We start from the raw sequence: 25,115 nt of genomic DNA, 5'->3' as shown, positions 1-25,115 counted from the left end.
AAGTCTCCGCAATCAAGGGGGCAGCGCGACGATAGGCGATAGTCGATCGGACCGACAGCAATTGCTGCCCTGGTCGGCCGGACCCGCTATGCCGGGGCGATTTCGGGCGCGATCAGCAGATCCTCGAAAAAGGCGCCGAACGGCCGCGTGGGATGCGCGATCTGGATTTCCAGGATCCACAGGCCCGACGCTGGCGGCTGGTCGAAATCACCAAGTTTGCCCGCCTGGTAGATCGCGTGGGGAAAGTCGCTGACGCGATGGCCTTTGACATCCCAGTTGAGCCGCCAGCCGCGCGCCTGTGCCTCATCCTGCGCATGGCGATAGAGCGCATCGCCGCTCAGGGCCTCTTCGCGCCAGCGCCTTGCCACATCCGCCCAAAGCTCGCGGGCCGCCTTTGCACAGGCATGCATCTCCGGGTCGGTGCCAACCACGAAAGTATCCCCCGAATCGCCCTCGTGGCCCCGCCACACCACGCCCAGATCGATGAAGAAGATGTCATCGTCCTGCAGCACATAGTCGGGCTGAAACGGCCCGCGAAAGGTCTGGAGCGTGCCCGGACCAAAGCGGATGACATTGGGGTGCCACAGCCGTTCCATGGCCATGGCGTCGAGCACGTCGCCTGCGATCGTCTGCGCCTGTCCCTCGGTCACGCCGGGGCTGATCCTGGCGGCGATCCGGTTGACCGCATCGAATGTCTTGTCGCGGGCATGGATCATCGCGTCGCGGCTAAAGTGCGTACCAACGGCTTGCTGGTCGGGGGTCTGGGTCGCGGTCATCAGGTCTCTCGTGGCAGTTGCGGGCATCACAGTGCCATGCCCGGCGCTGCATCGCCATCGCCGCGAAGCGCCCGGCGCGATCGTGCGGCGCGGATCGCGCGCGGACGCAGCGGGACCCAGCGACAATTGTCGGCGTCAAAAGGCCCCGCCCGGTCGCGCCGGTCGAGCACCGTGCCGTCGGGACGTTCCCCCATGTCGGCCAGAAAGGCCTGGTAATCGGCGGCCCAGCGCGGATCGACCACGATACCCCGCCCCCCGAAATCGCGATAGCGGGGCGATCGCGGGTTGGTGCAATAGGTGTTGATCTGTTGCCACGCGCGATACGTCGGGCCGTGCCGCCGGGCCGCACGATGGCCATGCCGGGTCAGCCGTGCGGCGCAGATTTCGCGATGAAGGCACCCGCAACTGGCCGTTTTGCCGAACCGCACCGCCGCCCCGTCGGCAATGGTGGTTTCCCCGCAATCGCACTGGAACAGCCAATGCGCGTGCGGGCGTCCGGTTTCCACGAAAGCCAGCCCGACCAGCCGCCCATAGCGAAGCCCGACCATGTCGATGCGAACCCTGCGCGCCACGACCAGCCCCTAACGCCCGATCTGACGGGCAAGGAACCTGTCAATGCCACGTCCAAAGGGCGGGCACGGCGCCTGCATGGTGGTTTGGGACATCGTGAGGGTGCCTGATCCGCGATCGGAGGGGTACTATATTCTTCGGAATACAGCATCCCCATTTCCGCACAGCGGTCAAGCCTGGTCAGACCCCGGCCAAGGGCCACAGGACCACGATTCAGATCTTGATCTGGCTACCCAGTTCGACGACTCGATTGGTCGGCAGGCGGAAGAATTCCATGGCGCTGGCGGCGTTGCGCAGCATCCATGAAAACAGCTTTTCACGCCACAGCGCCATGCCCGGCGTATCAGACGGCAACAGCGTCTGGCGCGACAGGAAAAAGCTGGTGCGCATCATGTCGAACGGTTCGCCGCCCAGCGTCAGCAGCTTGAGCGCGGCAGGCACGTCGGTTTCTTCCAGAAAGCCGAAGCGCAGTTTCAACCGGTAGAACCCGTTGCCGAAATCGCGCACCGCCGCGCGGGTGGCGGGATCGACAAACGGCGTATCCTCGATCTGCACGGTCATCAACACCACGCGTTCGTGCAGCACTTTGTTGTGCTTCATGTTGTGCAACAGCGCGGAGGGCACCCCGGCCGAGGCCGAGGCCATGAACACCGCCGTGCCGGGCACGCGGATCGCGCTGGAATGCGCCGACTTGGTAAACACCTCCAGCGGGATGCCCGCCGCCGCCATGTTCTTGCGCAACAGCGCACGCCCGCGCGACCACGTCGTCAACAGGATGAACACCACCGTGCCCATCAGCAACGGCACCCAGCCGCCGTCGGGCACTTTGGTCAGGTTGGCGGCCAGATAGAGCCCGTCGACCGCAAAGAACAGCGCCAGCAAGGGTACCGCAAACAGCGGTTTCCAGTGCCACAGCCGGAACAGCACGACCGCCAGCAACACGTTGTCGATCAGCATCGCGCCGGTCACCGCCACGCCATACGTCGCGGTCAGGTTGGTCGAACGCTGGAACACCAGCACCAGCACGACCACCGCCACCAACAGCGCCTGGTTGATTGCCGGGATATAGATCTGGCCGGCGGCCAGACTGGTGTGGCGGATCGTCATGCGCGGGATGAAACCCAACTGGATCGCCTGCTGGGTGACCGAGAACACCCCTGAAATCACCGCCTGCGACGCGATGATCGCGGCCAGGCTGGCCAGGATCAGCAAAGGCCACTGGAACCAGTGCGGCGCGAGCAGAAAGAACGGGCTTTCCAGCGCGTCAGGCTGGCGCAGCAGCAGCGCCGCCTGGCCCAGATAATTGAGCACCAGCGCGGGCAGCACCACGGCCAGCCATGACAGGCGGATCGGGATGCGCCCGAAATGGCCCATGTCGGCATAGAGCGCCTCGGCGCCGGTCACCGCCAGCACCGCCGCGCCCATCGCCAGAAACCCGCGCCACGGATCGCCCGCGAACATCACCAGGGCGTAATGCGGCGACAAGGCCGTGATCACTTGCGGATGGGTGGCAATGCTGCCCAGCCCGAGCACCGCGATCGTCGCGAAATAGACCAGCATGATCGGCCCGAAAAACGACGCCAGCCGGGCAGTCCCGCGCGATTGCAGCAAGAACAGCGCAATCAGGATCAACACCACCATCGGCACGACGGCATAATGCAACTCGGGGCGATAGATCGCCACGCCCTCGATCGCGCCCATCACCGACACCGCCGGGGTGATCATCGCATCGCCAAAGAACAACGCGGTGGCCGCCACGCCCAGCAGGATCACGCCGCGGCCCCAACGCCGTTCGGCGGTTTCGCGGTTGATCAGCGCCAGCAGTGCCAGGCTGCCGCCTTCGCCGCGATTGTCGGCCCGCATCAGGATGATCACGTATTTCAGCGTGACCATGATCAGCATAGACCAGAACATCAGGCTGACGATGCCGTGAATATGCAACGAATCGAGCGGCAAGCGGTGCCGCCCGGCAAACGTGTCGCGCAAGGCATAGAGCGGGCTGGTGCCGATATCACCGAACACCACGCCCATCGCGCCTATCGCCAGCCGCGCTCCCGCAAAGCCGCCACGCGTACCGATCGGCCTGTGCAGCCCCCGGACTTCGCCGTTCTGCACTGCAGCGCCTGCATTCGTGGTCATGCTACCCCGGCCTCTTGCACACGGCACACAGATATCCTGCGACCGGCGGCGAGGCGCATTAGCACTGCCCCGATACGCGGGCAATGGGCGCTTCACGCAACCCTGAACCTGGCCTGAAACGCTTTTTTATCAGCGATCTGGTGGTGCCACCGGTGGCTGGGCCGGGTCCTGGTGCGCAGATGGCGGGGGTTTGCCCTCGCTGATCGCGATCAGTTCATCGAGTCGCGCCAGCCGTCCGACCAGATCGCGGCGATAGGGCGCATCGGGCGGGGTGCGTTGCAACAAACCGGCCCACAGCGCGCGCGCTTCGACCAGATGCCCCGATTGCGCCAGCGCCAGCCCGAAAAAGAACGGCGGACCGGGATGATTGGGGTCTATCGCAGCAGCCCGCCGAAACGCGAATTGCGCCGCCGGGCTGATCATGCCGTCGCTGTGCCCGGTCAGCGCATTGCCCAGCGCGACCCACAGATCGGCATCATCGGGATGTTCGCGCACCGCATGGCCCAGCAGATCGGCGGCGGCGCGAAACTGCCCCTGCCGCGACAACGCATCCGCGACCACCAGCCACGACTGGCCCTGGCCAAACTTGTCGCCCATCGCCTGGCGCTGGCGCAGCAGTTCGGCATCGGCGATATGCTGGTTCTCGACCGGGGCCTTGGGCGCACCGGCAAGACCCGGATGGCCCTGCAGGGCATAACCGGCCAACCCGAACAGCAGCGCCGCAGCCGTCAGTTCCCAGGCCACGCGCGGCACCTTGAACACCCACACCAGACCTGCGAACACCAGCACGGCAATCGCCAGAATCACCACCCAGGTCATGCCGAGCCCTCGTCATTGGTCTGCCGGGGCCGCCCGAAGCGCCCACGCAACAACAGCGCGGCCAGCGCCAGGATAACCACCGGCGCGGCAAACAGCGGCCAGGTGATCGGTTTGACTTGCGGCGCATAGGTCACATAATCGCCATAGCGCGCGATCAGCCATTGCCGGATATGTTCGGGATCTTCGCCCGCAGCAATCCGCGTGCGCACTTCGCTGCGCATGTCGCCCGCGATCGGCGCGTCCGAATCGGCGATCGACTGGCTTTGGCACATCACGCAGCGCAAGGTGACCATCAACGCCTTGGCCCTGGCCTCCTGCTCGGGATTGTCGAGCTGGCGATAGGCATAAGGCGCGGGCGGCACATGCTCCTGCGCCAGCACCGGCGCGGACACGATCAGCAACAGCGCGGCCAGATGGGCGATTTTCATGATCCGGCCCCTTTGCCGGCGTCCTTCACGCGGGCCAGCAGCTTTGGCACGTCTTCGGGGCGAATGTCGCCAATGTGTTGATAGCGGATCACGCCGCGGCCATCGATCACATAGGTCTCCGGCACGCCCGACGATCCAATCGCCAGTTGCACCGCACGCTGGTCATCGCGGCCGATCGCGGCATAGGGATTGCCGTTGGCGGCCAGAAACCGCGTCAGATCGGCACGCTGGTCGTGGATGGCCACGCCATCGACTTCCACCCCGGCCTGCGCCAGCGCGGCCAGTTGCGGTGCCTCGGCGGCGCATGGCACACACCAACTGGCAAAGACGTTCAGCAGTTTGGGCTTGCCCGTCTGAAACGCGCGCGTGGCCAGCCCCGGCCGATCTGCGGCGGCGGGCGGCAGATCGAATTGCGGCAGCGGATTGCCCACAAAGGCGCTGGCCACGTTGGTGTCCGCCGGGTTGGTCAACCCATGGACAAACAGCGCAAACAGCGCGGCGAACAGGATCAGCGGCAGCCACAGCGCCAGCCGCAGCCGCGGTTTGGGGTCGGCCTGGCTCATCGTCCCTGCCTCATACGCCGCCATGCGATCTTGTCCTTGGCCACCAGCCGGCGGATATCGCTCATCACCCGGCCCAGCAGTGCCAGCGCGCCGCCAAGCCCGACCAGCGCCCCGCCCAGCCAGATCAGCGGCACGAACGGTTTCCACCAGAACCGCATCTGCCAGCGGCCATCTTCGGCCTGTTCGCCCAGCACCACATAGAGCTGCCCGTTCCAGCGCGTTTCCAGCGCGGATTCGTTGCGCGTGCCCGGCGGATTGGTGAACGTTTCGGCGCGGGGGTGCAATTGCACCGGCGTGCCACCGGCATAACGTGTGGTCACATTGGCTTCGAGTGCGGTCCAGTTCGGCCCGGCAACCGGCATCATGCCATCCAGACTGACACGCCACGGCCCGACTTCGCGTGCTTCGCCGATCGACAGCGCGGCCAGCCGCTCGACCGAAAAAGCGCTCTCGCTGGCCATCCCGAACAGCGCCACCGCGATGCCGGCATGCGCCACCACCATGCCCCACACCGGCAGGGGCGTGCGGCGCAGATTGCGTCCACGCAACGGCAACAGGCTCGCCAGCAGCAGACCCGGCGCCACCGACAGGCCAAGCGCGGGCAACAGCGCGATGCCATGCGCGGTCAGTTCCACGCCGACCAGTACCGCCAGCACCAGCGCCAGGCACACCGCCAATGGCCACAGGCGGCGGCCCGACCGCGCACCGCTCAACCGGTCCTGACGCCAGCGCAACAGCGGCCCGACCGCCATGACCACGAACATCGGAAAGGCAAACATCCCTGCAGCCGGGTTGAAATAGGGCGCACCGACCGACACTTTCACGCCATAGGCCTCGGTCAGCAACGGATAGAGCGTGCCGATCAGCACGATGCCCAGAATACCGCTGAGCATGACGTTGTTGAACACCAGCGCCGCCTCGCGGCTGACCAGGCCAAACCGCTTGCCCTCGGTCACGGTGCCCGCGCGCAAGGTGAACAGCGCCAGCGCGCCGCCGATATCGATCGCCAGCAGCGCCAGGATGAACGCGCCGCGCTGCGGATCGACCGCAAAGGCGTGCACCGACGTCAAAATGCCCGATCGCACCAGGAACGTGCCGACCATCGACATCGAAAACGCCACCACCCCCAGCATGACAGTCCATGCGCGCAAGGCATCGCGGCTTTGCAACACCGACACCGAATGGAGCAGCGCGGTGGCCGCCAGCCATGGCATCAGCGAGGCGTTCTCGACCGGGTCCCAGAACCACCAGCCCCCCCAGCCCAGCGTGTAATAGGCCCAGTACGAACCGGCGGTGATCCCCAGCGTCAGGAAAATCCACGCGCCCAGCACCCAGGGCCGCATCGCGCGGGCAAACGCCGGGCCGACATTGCGGGTAACCAGCGCGCCGATCGCGAAGGAAAACGCGATCGATAGCCCGACATAGCCCACGTAAAGCGTGGGCGGATGGAACGCGAGGCCGATATCCTGCAACAGCGGGTTGAGCCCCTGCCCTTCGTCGGCGGGTTGCGCCAGGCGCGCAAACGGGTTCGAGGCGATCAGCAGAAAGACATAGAAACCCAGGCTGATGAACGCCTGCCCGGCCAGAGTCGCGGTGAGCGTCGCCTCATCCAGCCGCCGCTCGATCAACGCCACGAACGCGCCCGCCACCGCCATGATGGTCACCCACAGCAGCATCGACCCTTCGTGGTTGCCCCAGGTCCCGGCGATCTTGAAGATCAGCGGCTTGGCCGAATGGCTGTTGTCGACCACCAGCTTGACCGACAGGTCGGTGGTGACAAACAGCATGACCAGCGCGGCAAACGCGCCCATCACCAGCAGCCCCTGCATCACCGCCACCGGACGCACCAGCCCGGCCAGCGCGCGCCCTTCGGGCCGCAGCGCCAGCGCGCCGACCACCAGTTGCAACGCCGCCAGCGCCGCCGCCAGCCACAACAGGGCCAGGCCCACTTCCGCGATCATCGGATCAAGTCGCTCATTGGGTTTGTGCCACCACCTGTTTTGCGTCGCTCTCGGTCATGTTTTTCATTTCGCGCGGCACATATTTCTCGTCGTGCTTGGCCAGCAGGTTGTCGGCCACGAATGTGCCGTCTTCCATGCGACCTTCGGCCACCACACCCGATCCTTCAACAAACAGATCGGGGGTAATCCCGGAAAAACGCACCGGCACGCGGGCCTTGCCATCGGTCACGATGAAATGAATGGTCACCCCGTCGGGCATCGTTTTCAAGGTGCCCTTTTGCACCATCCCGCCCAGCCGCACCGCGCGGCCCGGTTCGGGCGGATGGGCGGCAATGTCACTGGGGATATAGAAATAGCTTGCCTGTCGGCTGAGCGCGAAGGCCGCCAGCAGCCCCGCGCCGATCAACGCCGCCAATGCGAACAGCACCAGCACCAGCCGCTGGTGCTTGGGTTTGAGCAACGTGGTCGAGGGCGTGGTCATTTGCGGCGCACCGCATCACGGCGCCGTTCGGCGCGAATCATCGCGAACAGCGACCAGCCGACCATGGTCAGCATGCCGACCACGCCGATCGCCAGCGCCGCCCAGACGAATTCCCACTGATCAAGCCGTTCGTGCATCGGTCCGGTTCTTGCGCCCTTCTCAACCCAGCGCCTTGCGACGCAGGCGCGCCTCGGTCTGGATCTGTGCCAGCAGCATGCGCATCCGCGCCAGCACCACCCCGCCGAAAATCAACGAAAAGCCCAGCGCCCCGATCAGCAGCGGCCACAGATACGTGCCGTCGATCGATGAGCGCCCCATCGTGATCGAAGGCGGCTGGTGCAAGCTGTTCCACCACACCACCGACCGGTTGATGATCGGAATGTTGATTGCGCCGACCAGCCCGAAAATCGCCGGGATGCGCCCTGCGCCACCCCCGCCCGCGGCATCGCGCTGCGCCGCATCAGCCAGCGCAATATAGCCGAAATAGAGAAACAGCAGGATCAGAAAGCTGGTCAATCGTCCGTCCCACACCCACCAGGTGCCCCAGGTCGGACGTCCCCAGATCGATCCGGTGATCAGCCCCAGCGCGGTGAACACCGCCCCAGGCACCGCCGCCGCGCGCGCCGCAATTCCGGCCAGCGGATGGCGCCAGACCAGTTCGACCACGCTCGACACCGCGATCGTCGACCAGCCCGCCATGCCCAGCCAGACGCAAGGCACATGAATGAACAGGATCTTGACCGTCACGCCCATCAGATGATCGGGCGGCGCATAGGCCACACCCCAGGCCAGCGCGCCCAGTGCCATGACCAACCCCGGCACCAGCAATGCAGGCATCAGCCAGCGCGCGATGCGCAGAAACCGGGCGGGATTGGCAAAACCGTGCATGCGAAACGCAAAACTTCCCAATTGGCGATCCGGCATCGGCACAAGGGCCGGACGGATCGAAACGCAAGGCCGCCAAATCGAGCAGCCACGCACAGACACGTTACGTGCCTAGCGGGAATTGGGACATCAGCAAAGTGGAGAAATGGGGCGACCAATGGGGTTCGAACCCACGACCTCCGGTACCACAAACCGGCGCTCTAACCAACTGAGCTATGATCGCCACGAGAGGCGCCCCTTTGCAAAAAGGCGCCGCAATGGAAAGGAAAAAATGGCAGGCCGCGCCGGATTTCCATCCGGCGCGCCAAGATCAGGCCTTTTTCAGGCTCAGACCGCCGAAACGCTTGTTGAACTGGGCCACACGACCACCCTGATCGAGCAGACGCGAGTTGCCACCGGTCCAGGCCGGATGCGACGTCGGATCGATATCCAGCGCCAGCGTGTCGCCTTCCTTGCCCCAGGTCGAACGGGTGCGGAACACGGTGCCATCGGTCATCTGAACGTTGATGAAGTGATAGTCGGGGTGGATCTTGTCTTTCATCGAATTGCTCCTGGATGCGCCCGGTACCGACCGGCCGCAGGAATTGCGAAGCGCGCCCCTAACGGAAAGGCGCAGGGATGTCGAGATGAGTCTTTGCATTTTGCGTTCACTGGCGTGAACGGCAGCCCCCCCCGCCCGCCTCCCCACCCAACCACCAAGATTACCATTATGGCATGGTGGTCGGGTGAGGAGGCGGGGCGGGGCGTCTGCGCCGCGCGTCAGCGCGGCCCAAATTCAGCCATCTGCGATCATCGCGGTAAAGCTGACTTCGGTGGCAATCTTGTCGCCCAGCATGGCCTTGCCCGCAAATTTGCACACCCGCGCGCGCTTTTGCGTAAACGACACGTGCAGATCGAGCAGACAGCCAGGTTCGACCGGGGTACGGAACTTGGCTTCTTCGATGGCCATGAAATAGACCAGCTTGCCCGTCCCGGCCAGGCCGAGCGTTTCGACCGCCAGCACCCCGGCGGCTTGCGCCAGCGCCTCGATCTGCAGCACGCCGGGCATGATCGGGCGTCCGGGGAAATGCCCCTGGAAAAACTGCTCGTTCATGCTGACGGCCTTGATCGCGTGAATGCGCTCGCCCACCACGAGTTCGACCACCCGATCGACCAGCAACAGGGGATAGCGGTGCGGCAGCGCCGCCATCACCCCCTTGATGTCGAATGCCAGCGGCGCCGCCGCCGGCACATCGCCCGTTTCGCTCATCGCCGGTATCAGCGGCCCTGCGGCTGCTTCTTGGCGGCAGGTGCAGCGGCACCGGCTTCGGCGGCTTCGGCAGCCGCAGCAGCCTGTTCCTGCGCCTGACGTTCACGCTGTTCGCGCGGCAGCCAGCCGGCCGGCGGCGTCACGCCAACCGAAGGAAGGATCAGGTTGAGCTGATCGAGAATGTCCTGGTTCAGGTTGTAGGCAGTGTCGTGCTTGACCACCGACTGCTCGTCGAGCACCAGCGTGATCTTGCGCTTGGTCATCGCGGCCTGCGTCGCGTCGCCCAGCTTTTCGGCGATCTGTTCGATCACGAACTGGCGTGCGGTGTTCACCGGCTCGACGATCTGCTGCAGTTCCTGTTCGCCACCCTGCTGGATCTGCTGGATCTGGGTATATTCCTGCTGCAGCAGGGTGTTATCGGGCTTGGGCGCGCTGCGGTCAGCCTTGAACTTGTCGATCAGCGGGCCAAGCTGCGCCTTCAGCGCCGCGCGACGCGCCTTCACCTGGTCAAGCTGCGGCTTGTAGGTGGTCTGCATCTGCACCATCGCCGCCTTGTAGGCGTTCGAGCTGAACACCACGGCCTGCGAATTGGCGACGCCAATCCCGCTGGCCACGATCCCGCCAGCGGTCTGGGCAAAAGCGGCCGGAGCGACGGCAAGCGAAACACCCGCGACAAGCGCGGCAGAGATATGACGGAGTTTCATCAGAACTGGGTTCCCACGTTGAAGCTGAAAGTCTTGCGAGTATCGCCATAGACGTATGTCAACGCCTTGGCGATATCGATGCGGAAGGGACCAAATGGCGAGTTCCAGTTGACCCCGAAACCAAACGAAATACGCGGTGCCGGGCTGTCACCCACGTATGATTCAAGAAACTTCTGGGCGATCGCGTTCTGCGTGCCGTTCGAAGCCGTGGCATTGGTGGTGTATTTCCCCGTCACCGCGTCGGTGTACAGGATCGTCGTGCCCACCGTGGCCGGCGCGGTCACGCCCCACACCGCACCCGCATCCATGAAGATGGATGGCCGCAGGCCCAGTTCGCGTGCGCCCGAACCCAGCGGAATTTCCAGCTCGGCATGGCCGAGATAGTAGTATTTGCCGCCCAGCGCGTCGTTGACTTCGCTGTTCTGGTTGGTGTTGAGCGTGCCGCCGTTGCCACTCGACGAGTTGTAACCGGTGTAGAATTCGCGCAGCACGCGCGGGCCGACACCGCGAATGTCGAAACCGCGGATCTGCGGTTCACCCAGGAAGAAGCGGTCGGTCAGGCGGACCGGGTCTTCATACTGGTTGGGTGCGTTGTTCTCCAGCGCGTGGATCGCCCCGGCTTCGCCGCGCAGCGCAAAGATGAACCCATGGCCCAGCGGAATGTAATGCGCCGCATTGGCCGTCAGGCGGGCGTATTTGACCGAACCGCCCAGCCCGGCAATGTCGATGCCGGTGATGAAGGTCGAACCGCTCGACGGATGCAGCCGGTTGTCGAGCGTGTCATAGACATAGGACGAGCCCACGATCGAGCTGGTACGGTCGCCGATCGCGTCGCACAAGTATTGCCCCGCCAGGTACACCGAACAGACGCCGTTGATGTAATACGTCGCCTGATCCAGCGTCACCTGCTCGTAATTGAGCGTGTAGCGCCCGATCAGCGAGCTGTGTTCGGTCAACGGGAAACCGGCACGCACCTGAAAACCGGTTGTGTTGTTCTCGTAGGTGGTGTTGCGGTTGGAATCGTAGAAGTTGAAGCTCGACTGGTCGCGGCGATAGATGTCAAAGCCCAGCGAGACGTTGCGATCCGACACGTAAGGCTCGGTAAAGTTCAGCACCACGGCCTTTGAATAAGCCGAATAGTTGAACGTCGTACCGATCGTTTCACCACGCCCGCGGAAATTGTTCTGCTGGATCGAGGCCTGGAAGATAAAGCTTTCGAGGCTGGAATACCCGGCCGAAAGCTGCAACTGGCCGGTGGGCTTTTCTTCCAGATTGGCTTCGAGCGCAACGCGATCGGGCGTCGAACCGGGCTTCTGCTCGATTTCGAACTTTTCCTGGAAATAGCCTAGCGACTTGATGCGGTTCGACGACCGCTTGATCTGGTACGAATTGAAGGCATCGCCTTCGCTCAGACGAAACTCGCGGCGGATGACCTTGTCTTCGGTCAGCGTGTTGCCGTTGACATCGATGCGCTCGACATAGACCCGGGGCGCTTCCGCAATGCGGAAGGTCACCGACATCGTCTCCTTGTCCTTGTTGCGCTGGAAGTCCGGACGAACGTCGGCAAAGGCATAGCCAAAGCTGCCGACCGTTTCGGTCAGTGCGTCAACCGTGTCTTCGACGGCCTTGGCGTTGTACCAGGCGCCCTTCTTGATCGACAGCCGCTTGGCCAACTGGTCGCCGTTGAAATCGCGCAACTGGCTTTCGACTTTGACATCACCGAACTTGTAGCGTTTGCCTTCCTCGATCACGTACGTGACGATGAAGTCCTTCTTGTCCGGGGTCAGTTCGGCAACCGCCGAAACCACGCGGAAATCGGCATAGCCCTGGGTCAGGTAGAACTGACGCAATTTCTGCTGGTCGAACGCCAGACGATCGGGGTCATAGCTGGTGCCCGACGAGAAAATGCGGAACGAACGCTGCTGCTTGGTCACCATTTCGGTGCGCAACTGGGTCACCGAAAACTTGTGCGCGCCGATGATGTTGATCTGGCGCACCTTGGACTTGGGTCCTTCGGTGATTTCGAACACGATATCGACGCGGTTCTGGTCGAGCATGACCATCTTCGGCTCGACCGACGCGGCAAAGCGCCCTTCACGCTTGTACAGCTCGATAATCCGGGTCACGTCGGCGCGGACTTTCGACCGGGTAAAGATCTGCCGCGCCGAAAGCTTGATTTCCGGGGTGATCTTGTCCTCTTTCAGGCGCTTGTTGCCTTCGAGGATGATCCGGTTGACGACCGGGTTTTCCTTGACCACGATCACCACTGCGCCGCCATCGTTGCGCAGCGTCACGTCCGAGAACAGCTCGGTCGCAAACAGATCCTTCAGCACCTGGTCGGCGCTGGCCTGGGTATAGCGATCGCCCACATGCATGCGGATGTACGACAGGATGGTGTCGGGTTCGAGCCGCTGCGCGCCTTCGACACCGATCGATTTGACCGTCTGATTGACCTCGGTCGGCGCGGGGGCTGCATGTGGCGCCTGTGGCGCAGCAACGGCTGCCGCGTCGACCGGCAGGGCCTTGGCGGCAGGCTTTTGCCGGAACCGCTTTTGCAGTGCGGGGCCGGGCCTGGGCGCGGGCGGAGCCGGCGGCGCCTGATCAACCGCTGCCTGCGGGGCCGGGGTTGCGGCAGGCGCTGCCTGTTCGGCGTCGGCCACCGCCGCATAAGCGGGCTGCGCGGCGGGCGCTGCCGCCACAGCCGGTTGCACGGCCGCAGCGGGAGCGGCGTAGGCCGGCGCCGGAGCGGCAACCACGGCCGGGCCGGGATTGGCGACCGGTGCGGCAAAATGCGGTGCGCCGGGCGCGGCCACAATCGTCGCAGGCGGCGCCAGATGCTGCGATACAGGCGCGGGCGCGGCGGAAATGGCAACCGGCACCGGCTGGGCGGCTGCCGATTCGGCGGCCTTGCGGTGCTTGGCGAACAGCGCGTTGGCGTGCTTCTTCGCCGGCTTTACGGGCGTCGGGGCCACCGGGGGAGGCGCAGGAGTAGCCGCGGCAATGGGTTCATCCGACGCTGCGGGCGCGTTGTCGGCCAAAGCCCCCTCGGGTCGCGCGGCAAGACAGCTGCTCGCCAGCAGCATGCCGATCGTGGCGGTCATACCCAATCGACCAGCTGCAGTCCGGCAAGCGTTCCTAGAAATCATCACCAAGCGCCATCCCGTTCTTGCACTACGGCCGCATTGCGGACCGCAAACTTCCTGCCATCGCCCCGCCGGTTCCTGCCGATGGACTGCCTGCCCTCTGCCCGATGACGGCCGTTCGCGCAAGCAAGCTTGGTGCGAACATTCGGCAACTCGGCGCAAATTCCCCAGCAATGTGCCCCCGGGCACATGGTTTGAGGCAGTTTTACCGGCTGCCCCGTTCCGCGCTGCAACCCCAACAACGCGCCAGGCAGCGCTTACCCTCCGAACAGCTTGAGCGAGCCTGCATCGTTGAACGTGACAAACAGCATCAGCGCGACAACCAGCGCCAGGCCAGTGCCGAATGCCAGTTCCTGCCCGCGCTGGCTGACCGGCTTGCGACGCACCGCCTCGATCGCAAACAGCACCAGATGTCCGCCATCGAGCACCGGGATCGGCAGCAGATTGATGAAGCCCAGGTTGATCGAGATCAGCGCGATGAACCCGACAAAGCTCTGCCAGCCCGAAACCAGTTGTTCGCCCGAATACTTGGCAATCTTGATCGGCCCGCCCAGTTCGCGCGCATCGCGTCGCCCGGTGACGATCTGTTCGATCCCGGTCACCGTCATGGCGATGATATCGCGCGTTTCGCCCAGCCCTTCGGCCAGGGCACCGACTGGGCCGACCGGGCGCCGTTCGACCGTCGCCGGGCCGACCCCCAGAAAGCCGATCGACTGGTGATTGCCAAAGCGGTCGCTTTCAACTTTCACCGCCGGGGTAACCACCACGGCAAGGCGCTGGCCACCGCGATCGAGCACCATGTCGAGCCGTTCGCCCGGATGTTGCGACACCGTCATGCGGATCGCCAGAAAGCTGTCGATCGCGCCGCCGCCCAGCGAGACGATACGGTCGCCCGCGCGCACGCCTGCCTTTTCCGCCACCGATCCGGGCTGCACCAGCCCCACCACCGGCGGCGATACCAGCGTGCCATAGGCCCAGGCAAAACCGGCAAGAATCAGCACCGCAACAAGCAGATTGGTGACAGGCCCGGCCAGCACGATCATCGCGCGCTGCCACAACGGGCGGCCCTGCAGGGTGCGGGCACGTTCATCGGCGGGCAGCGCCAGCCAGTCGGCACTCGGTTGCCCGGCGGGGTTGCTGTCGCCGGCAAACTGCACATAACCGCCCAGTGGCAGCGCGCTCAGTTTCCAGCGCGTGCCGCGCCGGTCGGTCCAGCCGAACAGTTCCTTGCCAAACCCGATCGAAAACGTATCAGCGCGCACCCCGAACAGGCGCCCGGCGAGATAGTGCCCCAGCTCGTGAATGAACACCAGCGGGCCCAGCACGAGCGCAAATCCGACGAGGGTAATCAACAATCCAGGTGAATGCAGCGGCGTCAAATCACAAGCTCCAGACCTTCGCGGGCACGAACACGCGCCTCATGGTCAACCGCGATCACCTCTTCGAGCGATTGCGGCGGCGATGGCAGACCACAGGCTAGCACGTCTTCGCAACATTGCACGATCTGCGTGAACCCGATCTGACCAGACAGGAACGCGGCAACCGCTACTTCGTTGGCAGCATTCATCACCGCCGCCGCCGCGCCGCCCGCCAGCGTCGCCTCGCGCGCCAGGCGCGTGGCAGGAAAGCGTTCTTCATCGGGCGCGCGAAAGGTCAGCGTGCCGATCGTTGCCAAATCAAGCGGTTCGCACGGCGTTGCCATGCGCGCGGGCCAGGCCAGCGCCGAGGCAATCGGCACGCGCATGTCCGACGGGCCCAGTTGCGCCAGCGTCGTGCCATCGCGGTATTCGACCATCGAATGGATGATCGATTGCGGGTGAACAATGATGCGCAGCCGCTCGACCCCGACCGGAAACAAGTGCCAGGCCTCGATGAATTCGAGCCCCTTGTTCATCATCGTCGCCGAATCGACGCTGATCTTGGCGCCCATCGACCAGTTGGGATGGCGCACCGCCTCTGCCGGGGTGGCATGGGCCAGCCGCTCGATCGGCCAGTCGCGGAACGGCCCCCCGCTGGCGGTCAGCGTGATCCACCGTACATGCGCCACATCGTTGCCCGCCAGGCACTGGAAAATCGCGTTGTGTTCCGAATCGACCGGCAGCAGCGTGGTGCCGTGCTGTGCCACTGCGCGCGTCATCACGCCGCCGGCCGAGACCAGCGCTTCCTTGTTGGCCAATGCCACGGTGCGGCCCTGCTCGATCGCCGCCATAGTCGGGGCCAGCCCCGCACAGCCGACGATCGCCGCCACGGTCAGGTCTGCGGGTCGTCGCGCTGCCTCGATCAGGGCGCCTGCCCCGCCCGCGCTGGCGATGCCACTGCCCGCGAGCGCGGCGCGCAGATCCGGCAACAGCGCCTCATCGCCGATCACCGCGATTTCGGCCGCGAATTCCCGGGCCAGCGCCGCCAGCACGGCAACATTGCTGTGCCCGGTCAGCGCGACCACGCGAAAGGCATCGCGGTTGCGCCGCACGAGATCGAGAGTCGATGCGCCAATCGAACCGGTGGCGCCAAGGATGGTGAGTGAACGCATTATCGCCCCACTATAGCCGGGATAATACGGATAAGGCCAAGCACAAATAGCACGGCGATCAGCCCGTCGGCACGATCGAACAAGCCACCATGGCCAGGAATCAGACGACCTGAATCCTTGACCCCGGCGCGACGCTTCATCCAGCTTTCGAAAAAATCGCCCGATTGCGCAACGATCGCGATCAACGGCCCGGTCAGCAGCGCCATAAGCAGGTCGAACCCAAGCCCGAGCCCCTCATGCACCGCTTCAAGTCGCGCCTGCGGATCGATCGCCGATTCCGCCATCCACGTGCGCGCGAGCAAATAGGCGGTAACCGCCAAGATCGCGCCGCCGAGCCCGCTCCAGGTCTTTGAGGGACTGATTGCGGGTGCAATCTTGGGCCCGCCAAAGGTGCGACCGGCAAAATAGGCGCCAATATCCACCGCAATCACACTGGCCACCACATCGAGCAATCCGGGCGAGCCGCTCTTGAGGACCAGCGCGCTTTGACAGCCAAGCCCGATATAGACCACACCGGACACCAGCCAACGTACACGAGCCATGATGCGCCGTTCAAACGCCAGCACCAGCATGACCCATTCGGCGAATATGCCAAGCCCGATCACGGCAATGAACGCGGTCAGAAACCAGCCGCCAAGCCAGAACGCGCCACCCGCAACCGTCACCATCACCGCCGCCGAAGCGATCCGCACCGGCAGGTCAGACCGCTTGGTCGCGGCCGGATCAGCGACCGCCAAAGCGCCGCTCCCTGCGCGCATATTCCTCGATCGCCGCCTCGAGGTGCTCGCGCCCGAAATCGGGCCACAGCACGTCGAGGAACAGCATTTCGGCATAAGCCGCCTGCCACATCAGGAAATTCGACAGCCGCACTTCGCCCGAAGTGCGGATGATCAGATCGAGCGGGGGCAGATCGGCGGTGTCGAGTTCGGCTGAAATCGCCTCGGCCGTGATCTCGCCCTTGGCTGCCGCCGCGCGCGCGGCGCGGGCAATCTCGTCCTGCGATCCGTAATTGAGCGCCACGGTCATCACCATGCCGGTATTGTCGGCGGTGCGGGAGCGGGCGTGATCGATCAGGCCGATGATTTCGGACGAAAACGCGCTGGTATCGCCGATGATCTTGAGCCGGATGTTGTTCGCGGCAAATTCGTCGAGATCGGACAGGATGAAATGCTTGAGCAGCCCCATCAGCGCTGAAACTTCGTCTTCGGGCCGCCGCCAGTTCTCGGTCGAAAAGGCATAGAGCGTCAGCGCCGACAGCCCGAGTTCGGCGGCGGCACGCACCGTGCGACGCACCGCCTCTACCCCGCGCTGATGCCCCAGCACACGCGGCATATGGCGGCGCTTGGCCCAGCGGCCATTGCCATCCATGATGATCGCGAGATGGCGCAGGCCATGACGCGGTTCATCGCCCAGGGCCGGAACCGCGCTCACCGCCCCAGGATTTCCTTTTCCTTTTCAGCCGCCACTTCGTCGGCGGCCTTGATGCATTCATCGGTCAGCTTCTGCACTTCGGTTTCGGCGCGCTTGCGCTCGTCTTCCGAAATTTCCTTCTTGGCTTCGTCAGCCTTGAGATTTTCCATGCCGTCGCGGCGCACATTGCGGATCGCGATGCGCGCCTTTTCGGCATATTGGTTGGCAAGTTTGGCCAGTTCCTTGCGCCGTTCCTCGGTCAGATCGGGGATCGGCAGACGCAGCGTGTTGCCATCGTTGATCGGGTTGAGCCCCAGACCCGCCGAACGAATGGCCTTTTCCACCGGGCCGACGCTCGATTTGTCCCACACCTGCACAGACAGCAGACGCGGTTCAGGTGCCGAAACGGTCGCCATCTGGTTCAACGGCATACGCTGGCCATAGGCCTCGACCATGATCGGATCGAGCAACGACGTATTGGCGCGCCCGGTGCGCAGCCCGCCCAGATCATGTCGCAGCGCTTCGACCGCACCGCGCATGCGGCGTTCGAGATCGGCCTTGTCATACTTGGCCATGGTTCAGCTATCCTTCCTGACAATTGTCTGCGTGCCGGCACCTGCCAAGACTTTGGCCAGATTGCCCTGCTCGCGGATCGAGAACACCACGATGGGTATCGCGTTGTCGCGGCACAATGCCACCGCCGATGCATCCATCACTTGCAGATTGTCGGCCAGCACGGTGTCGTAATCGATGGTGTCATAGCGGCGCGCGTCGGGGTCCTTTTTCGGATCGGCATTATAGACGCCGTCGACACTGGTGCCCTTGAACAGCGCGTCGCACTGCATTTCCGCCGCGCGCAGGGCAGCGCCTGAATCGGTCGTGAAATAGGGCGCGCCGACCCCTGCGGCAAAGATCACCACGCGGCCTTTTTCAAGATGGCGTTCGGCGCGGCGGCGGATCAGCGGTTCGCACACCGCGTCCATCTGGATCGCTGATTGCACGCGCGTATCAACGCCCAGCTTTTCCAGCGCAGACTGCATCGCCAGCGCGTTCATGATGGTCGCCAACATGCCCATGTAATCGGCCTGCGCACGGTCCATCCCCTTGGCCGCGCCCGCCATGCCGCGAAAGATATTGCCGCCGCCGATCACCAGGCACAGTTCCAGCCCGGTTTCCTTGGCCGCCTTTACTTCGGCGGCCAGGCTGGCAACAAAATCGGTATCGATGCCAAACGCCTGGTTGCCCATCAAGACTTCCCCCGACAGCTTCAAGAGAATGCGCTTGAACGCGGGCAGGGTCGCTGGGGCAGTCATGGGCTTTGTGTTATCCTGTACGGGGACTTTGGTTGGCGCCCTTATACGCACCGCGCGATGCGTGCCAAGGGCCGTCCCGGTCTTTTTCCGGACGCAAAAATCCCCGCGCTGTGACACGCGGGGATTGTTTGCATAGGGGGCTTAGCTTGCCCGACACTAAGGCGTCGGGAAGTCGGCACCGACTTGTGAAACGCGCCCTTACGCGCGTTTCACAAGCGAGCCTTACTTGATACCGGCAGCCGCAGCCACTTCGGCGGCGAAGTCGGTTTCTTCCTTTTCGATGCCTTCGCCCAACTGAAAGCGGACATAATCGACCAGCGCAATCTTGGTGCCCGCTGCCTTGCCGGCGGCTTCGACCACTTGCGAAATCGGCGTCTTGTTGTCGATCACGAAGAGCTGCGAAAGCAGCGCGTTTTCCTTGGCATACTTGGCCACCGCGCCATCGACGATCTTGGCCTGCACTTCAGCGGGCTTGCCGCTTTCGGCGGCCTTTTCGGCGGCGATCTTGCGTTCGCGCGCGATCAGTTCGGCATCGAGATCATCAGCGGTCAACGCCAGCGGGAACGCCGCTGCGATGTGCATGGCGATCTGCTTGCCCAGCGGTTCGAGCACGTCGGCACCGGCTTCGGATTCCAGCGCGACCAGCACGCCGATCTTGCCCAGGCCCGCAGCCGCCGCGTTGTGCACATAAGGCACCACCAGCCCGCTCGTCACACTGACGTGCTTCAGACGGCGCAACTGCTGGTTTTCGCCGATCGTGGCGACATTGTTGGTCAGCTTTTCAGCCACCGAACCGCCATCGGGATAGGCCGCCGATTTCAGCGCTTCGATATCGGCCGCCGCGGTCGCCAGCGCCACTTCGGTGGTCTTGCGCACGAAATCCTGGAACTGCTCGTTCTTGGCGACGAAGTCGGTTTCCGAATTGACTTCGACAGCAACGCCGCTGGTGCCCGAAACGACCACCCCGACCAGCCCTTCGGCGGCGGTGCGGCTCGACTTCTTGGCGGCAGCGGCCAGACCCTTGGCGCGCAGCGCGTCAACCGCGGCTTCGAAATCGCCGGCGGTTTCATCAAGCGCCTTCTTGCAATCCATCATGCCGGCGCCGGTGCGCTCGCGCAGGTTTTTCACGTCAGCGGCGGTATAGGCCATTGCGTTTGTCCTTCATCTTTAAACAGGTGGGGCCGCAGCAAGTCCCGCTGCGGCCCGTATGCATGAAGCGGGACAGATCGGTGACACATCTGTCACCGATCGCCCGTTTCCCGAAAAATCAGGCCTCGATCGCTTCTTCGGCGACCGGCTCGTCCAGCGCGCCGAGGTCAACGCCCGACGCGATCTGGGCATCGCGCCCACCACGCGTGGCAGCAGCGGCCACTGCATCGCAATAGAGACGGATGGCGCGGCTGGCGTCGTCGTTCGCCGGGATCGGGAACGCGATGCCATGCGGCGAAACGTTCGAATCGAGAATGGCCACGACCGGAATACCCAGCACGTTGGCTTCCTTGATCGCCAGCTCTTCCTTGTTGGCGTCGATCACGAACATCACGTCGGGAATGCCGCCCATGTCGCGGATGCCGCCCAGCGACAGTTCCAGCTTGTCGCGTTCGCGCGTGAGCTGAAGAACTTCCTTCTTGGTCAGACCGGCGGTGTCACCCGAAAGCTGTTCTTCCAGCGCCTTGAAACGCTTGATCGAGCCCGAGATGGTCTTCCAGTTGGTCAGCATGCCGCCCAGCCAGCGGTGGTTGACATAGTGCTGGCCAGCCGCGCGCGCAGCCTGGGCGATCGGTTCCTGCGCCTGGCGCTTGGTGCCGACGAACAGCACTTTGCCACCGTTCTGCACGGTCGCCGAAATGAATTCGAGCGCACGGGCAAACAGCGGAACGGTCTGCGACAGGTCGAGAATGTGAATGCCGTTGCGGGCGCCGAAGATATACGGCTTCATCCGCGGGTTCCAGCGATGGGTCTGGTGGCCAAAGTGGGCACCGGCTTCGATCAGCTGATTCATCGTGACGACGGGAGCCGCCATAGGGGTATTCCTTTCCGGTTAGACCTCTGGGCGGAAGGAACCCGACGCGCTTTGCGCGCGTGAGGCACCGGTATGTGCTCCGCCCATGTGGATTTGAACATGGGTTGTGCCGCACGAGTCGCAACGCAATGCATAATTGCACCGAATCGCCGTGTGACGGATCGGGCCGTTAGCCGCTCTGGCCCCGCAAATCCAGCACAAAACCAGCCGGTTTGCGAATCACCCCGCCACACCGAAGGTCAACAGACGTTACCTAACGATCCGCTTCGGAGGTAAAAAAGCGATACCAAATCAGCGCCTTGGGTCATTGCTTAGGGCGAATGCGGATTACCGCTTGACGATTTGGAACAAAAGTGGAACAAACGGTCCATCGCAAGGGTTGGCAACAACCTGCCTGCGATCGCCATTATCCACAGGTCATCCACAGGGTGTCAAGGCCCGCGTAGCGTGATTTCGCGCCGCGACCGGGTTTTGCCAATCAAGGACGCTTGCCATGCTCGGACTGATTGCCACGCTCGTTTTCGCCACTGCCGGTTGCGCCAGCGCGGCGGTCATCGGATCCAGCCTGCGCCAGGCATTGCCAACCGTGCGACGGCTGGCCGCAGAGCGCCGCACCCTCGCCGAAGACCGTGTCTATCTGTTCACGCTGATCGAAACACCGCGCCACGACGGCACGCCGGCGCCAATGGTGGCCACCGGGCACGGCGCGGCATCGTCCGCGGCGCAAGTGGTGATCAATCCGCCTCGGCGCCGGACATCTGGCGGTCCCGTGCGGCTGCGCGCTGCTGCCTGAACCGACGATAACGCAGAACACCCACCGGCAGCATGGCGATATAGGCCGCGCAGACCCCGACCAATGTCAGCCAGGGTTCGGTCAGCAAGGCGGCAAACACCAGCCCGACCAGCCCGATCACTTCCAGCCGAATGGTGCGACGCGGACGCAGCCCGGTCCAGCCGAGCGTGGCAGTGTTGGAAATCATCAGGAACGCGATCACCGCCGTCCAGATGGCAACCGCGACAGGATGGCGAAATTCGTCGCGCCCGCTGGCGATCCACAGATAAAGCGGCATCAGCGCCAGCCCTGCCCCCACCGGCGCGGGCACCCCGGTGAGGAAACCGGCGCTTTTGTGCGGTTGGTCGGCCATGTCGATCTGCGCGTTGAAGCGCGCCAGCCGCAGCGCGCAGCACACCGCCAGCGCCAGCGCGGCAAACCAGCCAAAGCGCGGCACTTGCTGCAGCGACCACAGATAGAGAATCAGCGCCGGGGCCACGCCGAACGCAATGGCATCGGACAGGCTGTCCAGTTCGGCGCCAAAGCGCGATTGCGCGCGCATCGCGCGGGCCACGCGCCCGTCGATCCCGTCGAGCATCCCGGCCAGGATCACCGCCAGCACGGCGGAACGGAAATCGCCGCCAATGGCAAAGCGGATCCCGGTCAGCCCGCAGCACAGCGCCGCCGACGTGATCGCATTGGGCACCAATGCGCGCAGCGTCAGCCCGCGCGGCAGCGGCCGCCTGCCGAAATCATACCCGCTGGCCTCGTCATCGTCGAACGCGTCGGCGTCGTCGATCACTGCCGCACACCTTCGATCAGCGGCGCCTGGCCGAGCTGGGCAATCACCGTTTCACCGGCCACCACGCGTTGCCCGATCAACACCTGCGGCTCGGTCCCTTCGGGCAGATAGACATCGACCCGGCTGCCAAAGCGGATCAGCCCGATTCGCTGGCCCACCGCGACAATGTCGCCCGCCTTGACGAATGGCACGATCCGTCGCGCGATCAGCCCGGCAATCTGGGTAAAGCCGATCTGCAACCCGTCGCCACGCTCGATCAGGAAATGCTGGCGCTCGTTTTCTTCGCTCGCCTTGTCGAGATCGGCGTTGAGGAACTTGCCGGGGATATAAACCACCCGGCGCACCGTGCCACCGATCGGCGCACGGTTGATATGCACGTCGAACACCGACATGAAAATCGACACCCGCGTCACCGGCGCAGTGCCCATGGCGATCACCCCGGTGCCATCGTTGGCCGACAGCTCGCGCGGGGGCGGCACTTTCTGGATCAGCGTGATCAGCCCGTCGGCGGGTGCGACGATGAACGCATCGCCGCGCGGGGTTACGCGTTCCGGGTCGCGGAAAAACGCCAGCACCCCCAATGTCAGCATGGCCAGCGGCCAGGCCAGCAGGCTTCCGCCGAACAGGAACGCCACCACCGTTATGATCGCGGCAATAGCCCCGAACTTGCGGCCTTCGGGATGGATCGAGGGCCAGCTCCAGCCGGCGGTACCGCGACCGCGATTGTCAAGAATGTCTCCAGGCATGGCGGGCTTCTAGTCGATGACGGCACAATTGCAAAACAAGCCTTGCCAAAAGTGCATCGAGCCCCGGCTCATGCCACACTTGCGCCGTCGTCAACCGGTCAGTGCCCGCCACCCCGGAGGGCTATTTCGCCGCCTTTGGCTTGACCGGGCAGGCCGTCGCAGCATGGTGCCGGTGATGGTGGCGATGCTTGCGGCCTTCGCGGGCCCGCGCCTGTTCAAGCCTGTGCAGACGGCTTTCGAGCACGCTGATCCGATTGTCGGCACTTTGCCCGGCAGTCAGCGCGGCCTGCGCGGTGGTGCCCGCACCTTGCGCGGCACTGGCGGCGCCATCGGCCGTGCCTTGCGCATGCTGCGCAGCGCCCATCGCCGCATCGGCGCTGCCCTGGGCATGCTGGGCCGCATCGGCGGCGGCATTGGCGCGGGCCATGGCCGCATCGGCACTGGCTTGCGCGCGCTTGACCGATCCGGTCGTGGCGCAGCCCGCCAGGGCCATGGGCAAAAGCGCGGCAGCCAGCACCATGCGGGGCAGCCGGTGGGAAGACATGTGTTGCATCGCTCGGTCCTTTCCTGATTGAGCCCGCCCCATGCCCGCCACTGTTCGGCGACCGAGCTGTCACAAACATGAATGGAAAAGGTTTACCCGCGCCGGCGCGTGCGGATGCGACAAACCGGGCAATCCTTGCGCCGCGCGGTCAATCGATCGGAACGGTCAATTCGTCGCAGATTCGCCGTCCACCGACGATACTGCGCTGCTCCACAGATACCAGGCGACAGACCCCAGCACGACCGCGCCCCCGGCGATCACCAGCGCGCCCGGCCGTTCCCCGAATGCCAGCCAGACCCACAGCGGCCCCAGCACGACATCGAGCATCGAAATGAACCCCACTTCGCCCGGCGACACGCGCCGCCCGCCTTCGAGCGCCAGCACATAGGCAAACCCGGTGGTCAGCGCGCCATAACACGCGCACCATACGAGTTGCCCCGGCCCCGGCAGGACCCATTGCGCAAACGGGATCATCAATGGCACGCACGACGCCGCCGCACAGGCATTGAGCGCCATCACATCGACCCGCCCATGGCGCCGGATGCCGACGAGTTGCACGGCAAAGCCCACCGTCATCACCAGCGCCGCCGCAATCCCGGCCAGATCGCCAAACCCGCTCGATCCCCCTGCGCTGGCCACGATCCCGCCGGTCGCCAGCGCGCCCGCCACCAGAAAACGCCGACTGACCCTTTCGCGGATCCACACGAACGCGATGCCCGTGGCGATGAACGGCAGCGCGGCATAGACCGTCATCACATTGGCCACGCTGGTCAGCCGCAGCGACAGCACATAGGCCGTGCTCGATACCACCGAAGTGCCGACAAACAGCACCCCGATCCACCCGCTGTGGCGCACCGCCAGCATCCGCGCCGGGCCGCCGCGCGCCAGCGCCAGCCCACCCAGCGTCAGCGCCGCAAACAACGAGCGCCACAGCACCAGCGAAGGCGTATCGAGCGAAGCCAGCCGCACAAACAGCCCCGCCGTGCTCCACAACACCGCCGAGGCCGCAACCATCACAATACCGACCAGGCGCGCGCGCGGATCTGTAATGGACGGTCCACCGGGCAAACCGCCAACCAAGGCATGCTCCACATTTCAAGGGGTTTGGATACCACAGCGGTACCTGCCCCGACCGCCCCGGACAAGCACCTTGCCCGTCATTAGCAAAATGGATGGCCGCCGGCGGCGCCAGAAGTCCTGTCGGGCCACAATCGTGATAGCGATATCAAATCGTCTTTTGACATCGGCGATGTTTCC

At 64.4% G+C, this 25,115-nt stretch carries 27 protein-coding genes and 1 tRNA gene; 1 reads left to right on the top strand and 27 read right to left on the bottom strand.

Annotated features, from left to right (window positions below):
* Window positions 1-86: 86 nt before the first annotated feature.
* From AQZ49_RS03600 to rpsB, 23 genes are all read right to left on the bottom strand, one after another.
* The gene (locus AQZ49_RS03600; RefSeq protein ID WP_067613027.1) at window positions 87-776 is read right to left on the bottom strand and encodes a M24 family metallopeptidase; all 690 of its coding nucleotides are present in this window, start codon (window positions 774-776) and stop codon (window positions 87-89) included.
* Between the two features lie 26 nt (window positions 777-802).
* Window positions 803-1,348: a hypothetical protein gene (locus AQZ49_RS03595; RefSeq protein ID WP_067613025.1), complete on the bottom strand. Its 546-nt coding sequence runs from the start codon at window positions 1,346-1,348 to the stop codon at window positions 803-805.
* A 211-nt stretch (window positions 1,349-1,559) separates the two neighbouring features.
* A complete protein-coding gene (locus AQZ49_RS03590; protein ID WP_082701371.1) occupies window positions 1,560-3,377 on the bottom strand; it encodes a potassium transporter Kup in 1,818 nt (605 codons plus the stop codon).
* 237 nt (window positions 3,378-3,614) lie between these two features.
* A complete protein-coding gene (locus AQZ49_RS03585; protein WP_156428117.1) occupies window positions 3,615-4,304 on the bottom strand; it encodes a tetratricopeptide repeat protein in 690 nt (229 codons plus the stop codon).
* On the bottom strand, window positions 4,301-4,732 hold the full coding sequence (locus AQZ49_RS03580) for a cytochrome c-type biogenesis protein (protein ID WP_067613021.1): 432 nt from the start codon (window positions 4,730-4,732) through the stop codon (window positions 4,301-4,303). The genes AQZ49_RS03585 and AQZ49_RS03580 overlap by 4 nt, the downstream gene beginning before the upstream one ends.
* Window positions 4,729-5,319 (bottom strand): DsbE family thiol:disulfide interchange protein, encoded by a 591-nt coding sequence (locus AQZ49_RS03575; RefSeq protein WP_231738692.1) that lies wholly within the window; start codon window positions 5,317-5,319, stop codon window positions 4,729-4,731. The genes AQZ49_RS03580 and AQZ49_RS03575 overlap by 4 nt, the downstream gene beginning before the upstream one ends.
* Window positions 5,292-7,256, bottom strand: a complete 1,965-nt coding sequence (locus tag AQZ49_RS03570) for a heme lyase CcmF/NrfE family subunit (RefSeq protein WP_067613017.1) — start codon at window positions 7,254-7,256, stop codon at window positions 5,292-5,294. Before AQZ49_RS03570 ends, AQZ49_RS03575 begins: the two co-directional genes overlap by 28 nt.
* A 13-nt stretch (window positions 7,257-7,269) precedes the next feature.
* Window positions 7,270-7,737, bottom strand: a complete 468-nt coding sequence (ccmE, locus tag AQZ49_RS03565) for a cytochrome c maturation protein CcmE (RefSeq protein ID WP_067613015.1) — start codon at window positions 7,735-7,737, stop codon at window positions 7,270-7,272.
* Entirely contained in the window at window positions 7,734-7,874 is a 141-nt protein-coding gene (locus AQZ49_RS22500; RefSeq protein ID WP_197410905.1) for a hypothetical protein, read from the bottom strand. Before AQZ49_RS22500 ends, ccmE begins: the two co-directional genes overlap by 4 nt.
* Window positions 7,875-7,896: 22 nt before the next feature.
* Window positions 7,897-8,625 (bottom strand): heme ABC transporter permease CcmC, encoded by a 729-nt coding sequence (gene ccmC / locus AQZ49_RS03560; RefSeq protein WP_067613471.1) that lies wholly within the window; start codon window positions 8,623-8,625, stop codon window positions 7,897-7,899.
* 143 nt (window positions 8,626-8,768) lie between these two features.
* Window positions 8,769-8,845, bottom strand: a tRNA-His gene (locus AQZ49_RS03555).
* Window positions 8,846-8,932: 87 nt separating this feature from the next.
* Complete coding sequence (gene rpmE / locus AQZ49_RS03550; RefSeq protein ID WP_067613013.1) at window positions 8,933-9,163, bottom strand: 50S ribosomal protein L31; 231 nt, start codon at window positions 9,161-9,163, stop codon at window positions 8,933-8,935.
* A 234-nt stretch (window positions 9,164-9,397) separates the two neighbouring features.
* Entirely contained in the window at window positions 9,398-9,871 is a 474-nt protein-coding gene (fabZ, locus tag AQZ49_RS03545) for a 3-hydroxyacyl-ACP dehydratase FabZ (protein ID WP_067613011.1), read from the bottom strand.
* Window positions 9,872-9,879: 8 nt separating this feature from the next.
* Window positions 9,880-10,575, bottom strand: a complete 696-nt coding sequence (locus AQZ49_RS03540) for an OmpH family outer membrane protein (RefSeq protein ID WP_067613009.1) — start codon at window positions 10,573-10,575, stop codon at window positions 9,880-9,882.
* Window positions 10,575-13,676 (bottom strand): outer membrane protein assembly factor BamA, encoded by a 3,102-nt coding sequence (bamA, locus tag AQZ49_RS03535; protein WP_067613007.1) that lies wholly within the window; start codon window positions 13,674-13,676, stop codon window positions 10,575-10,577. Before bamA ends, AQZ49_RS03540 begins: the two co-directional genes overlap by 1 nt.
* A gap of 299 nt (window positions 13,677-13,975) precedes the next feature.
* Window positions 13,976-15,070 carry an RIP metalloprotease RseP gene (gene rseP / locus AQZ49_RS03530; protein ID WP_231738689.1) on the bottom strand — a complete coding sequence of 365 codons (1,095 nt, stop codon included), beginning with the start codon at window positions 15,068-15,070 and terminating at the stop codon, window positions 13,976-13,978.
* A gap of 23 nt (window positions 15,071-15,093) precedes the next feature.
* Window positions 15,094-16,248, bottom strand: a complete 1,155-nt coding sequence (gene dxr / locus AQZ49_RS03525) for a 1-deoxy-D-xylulose-5-phosphate reductoisomerase (protein ID WP_067613005.1) — start codon at window positions 16,246-16,248, stop codon at window positions 15,094-15,096.
* Window positions 16,248-16,985, bottom strand: a complete 738-nt coding sequence (locus AQZ49_RS03520) for a phosphatidate cytidylyltransferase (RefSeq protein WP_231738682.1) — start codon at window positions 16,983-16,985, stop codon at window positions 16,248-16,250. Before AQZ49_RS03520 ends, dxr begins: the two co-directional genes overlap by 1 nt.
* Window positions 16,972-17,679, bottom strand: coding sequence for a polyprenyl diphosphate synthase (gene uppS, locus AQZ49_RS03515; RefSeq protein ID WP_082701297.1), 708 nt, complete (start codon window positions 17,677-17,679; stop codon window positions 16,972-16,974). Before uppS ends, AQZ49_RS03520 begins: the two co-directional genes overlap by 14 nt.
* A complete protein-coding gene (gene frr / locus AQZ49_RS03510; RefSeq protein ID WP_067613001.1) occupies window positions 17,676-18,233 on the bottom strand; it encodes a ribosome recycling factor in 558 nt (185 codons plus the stop codon). Before frr ends, uppS begins: the two co-directional genes overlap by 4 nt.
* Before the next feature lie 3 nt (window positions 18,234-18,236).
* The gene (pyrH, locus tag AQZ49_RS03505; RefSeq protein WP_067612999.1) at window positions 18,237-18,971 is read right to left on the bottom strand and encodes a UMP kinase; all 735 of its coding nucleotides are present in this window, start codon (window positions 18,969-18,971) and stop codon (window positions 18,237-18,239) included.
* A 222-nt stretch (window positions 18,972-19,193) separates the two neighbouring features.
* On the bottom strand, window positions 19,194-20,120 hold the full coding sequence (gene tsf / locus AQZ49_RS03500) for a translation elongation factor Ts (RefSeq protein WP_067612997.1): 927 nt from the start codon (window positions 20,118-20,120) through the stop codon (window positions 19,194-19,196).
* A 118-nt stretch (window positions 20,121-20,238) separates the two neighbouring features.
* On the bottom strand, window positions 20,239-20,994 hold the full coding sequence (gene rpsB, locus AQZ49_RS03495) for a 30S ribosomal protein S2 (RefSeq protein WP_067612995.1): 756 nt from the start codon (window positions 20,992-20,994) through the stop codon (window positions 20,239-20,241).
* Window positions 20,995-21,487: 493 nt separating this feature from the next.
* Between rpsB and AQZ49_RS22495 the strand changes: the two genes are divergently transcribed.
* The gene (locus AQZ49_RS22495; protein ID WP_082701296.1) at window positions 21,488-21,787 is read left to right on the top strand and encodes a hypothetical protein; all 300 of its coding nucleotides are present in this window, start codon (window positions 21,488-21,490) and stop codon (window positions 21,785-21,787) included.
* Here AQZ49_RS22495 and AQZ49_RS03485 read toward each other — a convergent pair.
* The 4 genes from AQZ49_RS03485 to AQZ49_RS03470 all read right to left on the bottom strand — a co-directional run bounded on the left by AQZ49_RS03485 (window position 21,729) and on the right by AQZ49_RS03470 (window position 24,872).
* A complete protein-coding gene (locus AQZ49_RS03485; protein ID WP_067612993.1) occupies window positions 21,729-22,568 on the bottom strand; it encodes a CDP-alcohol phosphatidyltransferase family protein in 840 nt (279 codons plus the stop codon). The two genes, AQZ49_RS22495 and AQZ49_RS03485, sit on opposite strands and share 59 nt — an antisense overlap.
* A complete protein-coding gene (locus tag AQZ49_RS03480; protein ID WP_067612991.1) occupies window positions 22,565-23,314 on the bottom strand; it encodes a phosphatidylserine decarboxylase in 750 nt (249 codons plus the stop codon). The genes AQZ49_RS03485 and AQZ49_RS03480 overlap by 4 nt, the downstream gene beginning before the upstream one ends.
* Before the next feature lie 121 nt (window positions 23,315-23,435).
* Window positions 23,436-23,867 carry a hypothetical protein gene (locus AQZ49_RS03475; protein WP_067612989.1) on the bottom strand — a complete coding sequence of 144 codons (432 nt, stop codon included), beginning with the start codon at window positions 23,865-23,867 and terminating at the stop codon, window positions 23,436-23,438.
* Window positions 23,868-24,023: 156 nt separating this feature from the next.
* On the bottom strand, window positions 24,024-24,872 hold the full coding sequence (locus AQZ49_RS03470) for a DMT family transporter (protein ID WP_082701295.1): 849 nt from the start codon (window positions 24,870-24,872) through the stop codon (window positions 24,024-24,026).
* Window positions 24,873-25,115: the final 243 nt, after the last annotated feature.

This window comes from Novosphingobium sp. FSW06-99, from assembly GCF_001519065.1.
In the GTDB taxonomy this organism is placed as follows: domain Bacteria; phylum Pseudomonadota; class Alphaproteobacteria; order Sphingomonadales; family Sphingomonadaceae; genus Novosphingobium.
This window is presented reverse-complemented; position numbering and strand designations above follow the sequence as displayed.

Bases quoted from the DNA above. Each gene is read 5' to 3' on its own strand.
- AQZ49_RS03600 (WP_067613027.1), bottom strand. From the start codon at position 776: ATGACCGCGACCCAGACCCCCGACCAGCAAGCCGTTGGTACGCACTTT.
- AQZ49_RS03590 (WP_082701371.1), bottom strand. From the start codon at position 3,377: ATGGGCGTGGTGTTCGGTGATATCGGCACCAGCCCGCTCTATGCCTTG.
- AQZ49_RS03585 (WP_156428117.1), bottom strand. From the start codon at position 4,304: ATGACCTGGGTGGTGATTCTGGCGATTGCCGTGCTGGTGTTCGCAGGT.
- AQZ49_RS03580 (WP_067613021.1), bottom strand. From the start codon at position 4,732: ATGAAAATCGCCCATCTGGCCGCGCTGTTGCTGATCGTGTCCGCGCCG.
- AQZ49_RS03575 (WP_231738692.1), bottom strand. From the start codon at position 5,319: ATGGCGGCGTATGAGGCAGGGACGATGAGCCAGGCCGACCCCAAACCG.
- AQZ49_RS03570 (WP_067613017.1), bottom strand. From the start codon at position 7,256: ATGATCGCGGAAGTGGGCCTGGCCCTGTTGTGGCTGGCGGCGGCGCTG.
- ccmE (WP_067613015.1), bottom strand. From the start codon at position 7,737: ATGACCACGCCCTCGACCACGTTGCTCAAACCCAAGCACCAGCGGCTG.
- AQZ49_RS22500 (WP_197410905.1), bottom strand. From the start codon at position 7,874: ATGCACGAACGGCTTGATCAGTGGGAATTCGTCTGGGCGGCGCTGGCG.
- ccmC (WP_067613471.1), bottom strand. From the start codon at position 8,625: ATGCACGGTTTTGCCAATCCCGCCCGGTTTCTGCGCATCGCGCGCTGG.
- rpmE (WP_067613013.1), bottom strand. From the start codon at position 9,163: ATGAAAGACAAGATCCACCCCGACTATCACTTCATCAACGTTCAGATG.
- fabZ (WP_067613011.1), bottom strand. From the start codon at position 9,871: ATGAGCGAAACGGGCGATGTGCCGGCGGCGGCGCCGCTGGCATTCGAC.
- AQZ49_RS03540 (WP_067613009.1), bottom strand. From the start codon at position 10,575: ATGAAACTCCGTCATATCTCTGCCGCGCTTGTCGCGGGTGTTTCGCTT.
- bamA (WP_067613007.1), bottom strand. From the start codon at position 13,676: ATGACCGCCACGATCGGCATGCTGCTGGCGAGCAGCTGTCTTGCCGCG.
- dxr (WP_067613005.1), bottom strand. From the start codon at position 16,248: ATGCGTTCACTCACCATCCTTGGCGCCACCGGTTCGATTGGCGCATCG.
- frr (WP_067613001.1), bottom strand. From the start codon at position 18,233: ATGGCCAAGTATGACAAGGCCGATCTCGAACGCCGCATGCGCGGTGCG.
- pyrH (WP_067612999.1), bottom strand. From the start codon at position 18,971: ATGACTGCCCCAGCGACCCTGCCCGCGTTCAAGCGCATTCTCTTGAAG.
- tsf (WP_067612997.1), bottom strand. From the start codon at position 20,120: ATGGCCTATACCGCCGCTGACGTGAAAAACCTGCGCGAGCGCACCGGC.
- rpsB (WP_067612995.1), bottom strand. From the start codon at position 20,994: ATGGCGGCTCCCGTCGTCACGATGAATCAGCTGATCGAAGCCGGTGCC.
- AQZ49_RS22495 (WP_082701296.1), top strand. From the start codon at position 21,488: ATGCTCGGACTGATTGCCACGCTCGTTTTCGCCACTGCCGGTTGCGCC.
- AQZ49_RS03480 (WP_067612991.1), bottom strand. From the start codon at position 23,314: ATGCCTGGAGACATTCTTGACAATCGCGGTCGCGGTACCGCCGGCTGG.
- AQZ49_RS03475 (WP_067612989.1), bottom strand. From the start codon at position 23,867: ATGCAACACATGTCTTCCCACCGGCTGCCCCGCATGGTGCTGGCTGCC.
- AQZ49_RS03470 (WP_082701295.1), bottom strand. From the start codon at position 24,872: ATGGTTGCGGCCTCGGCGGTGTTGTGGAGCACGGCGGGGCTGTTTGTG.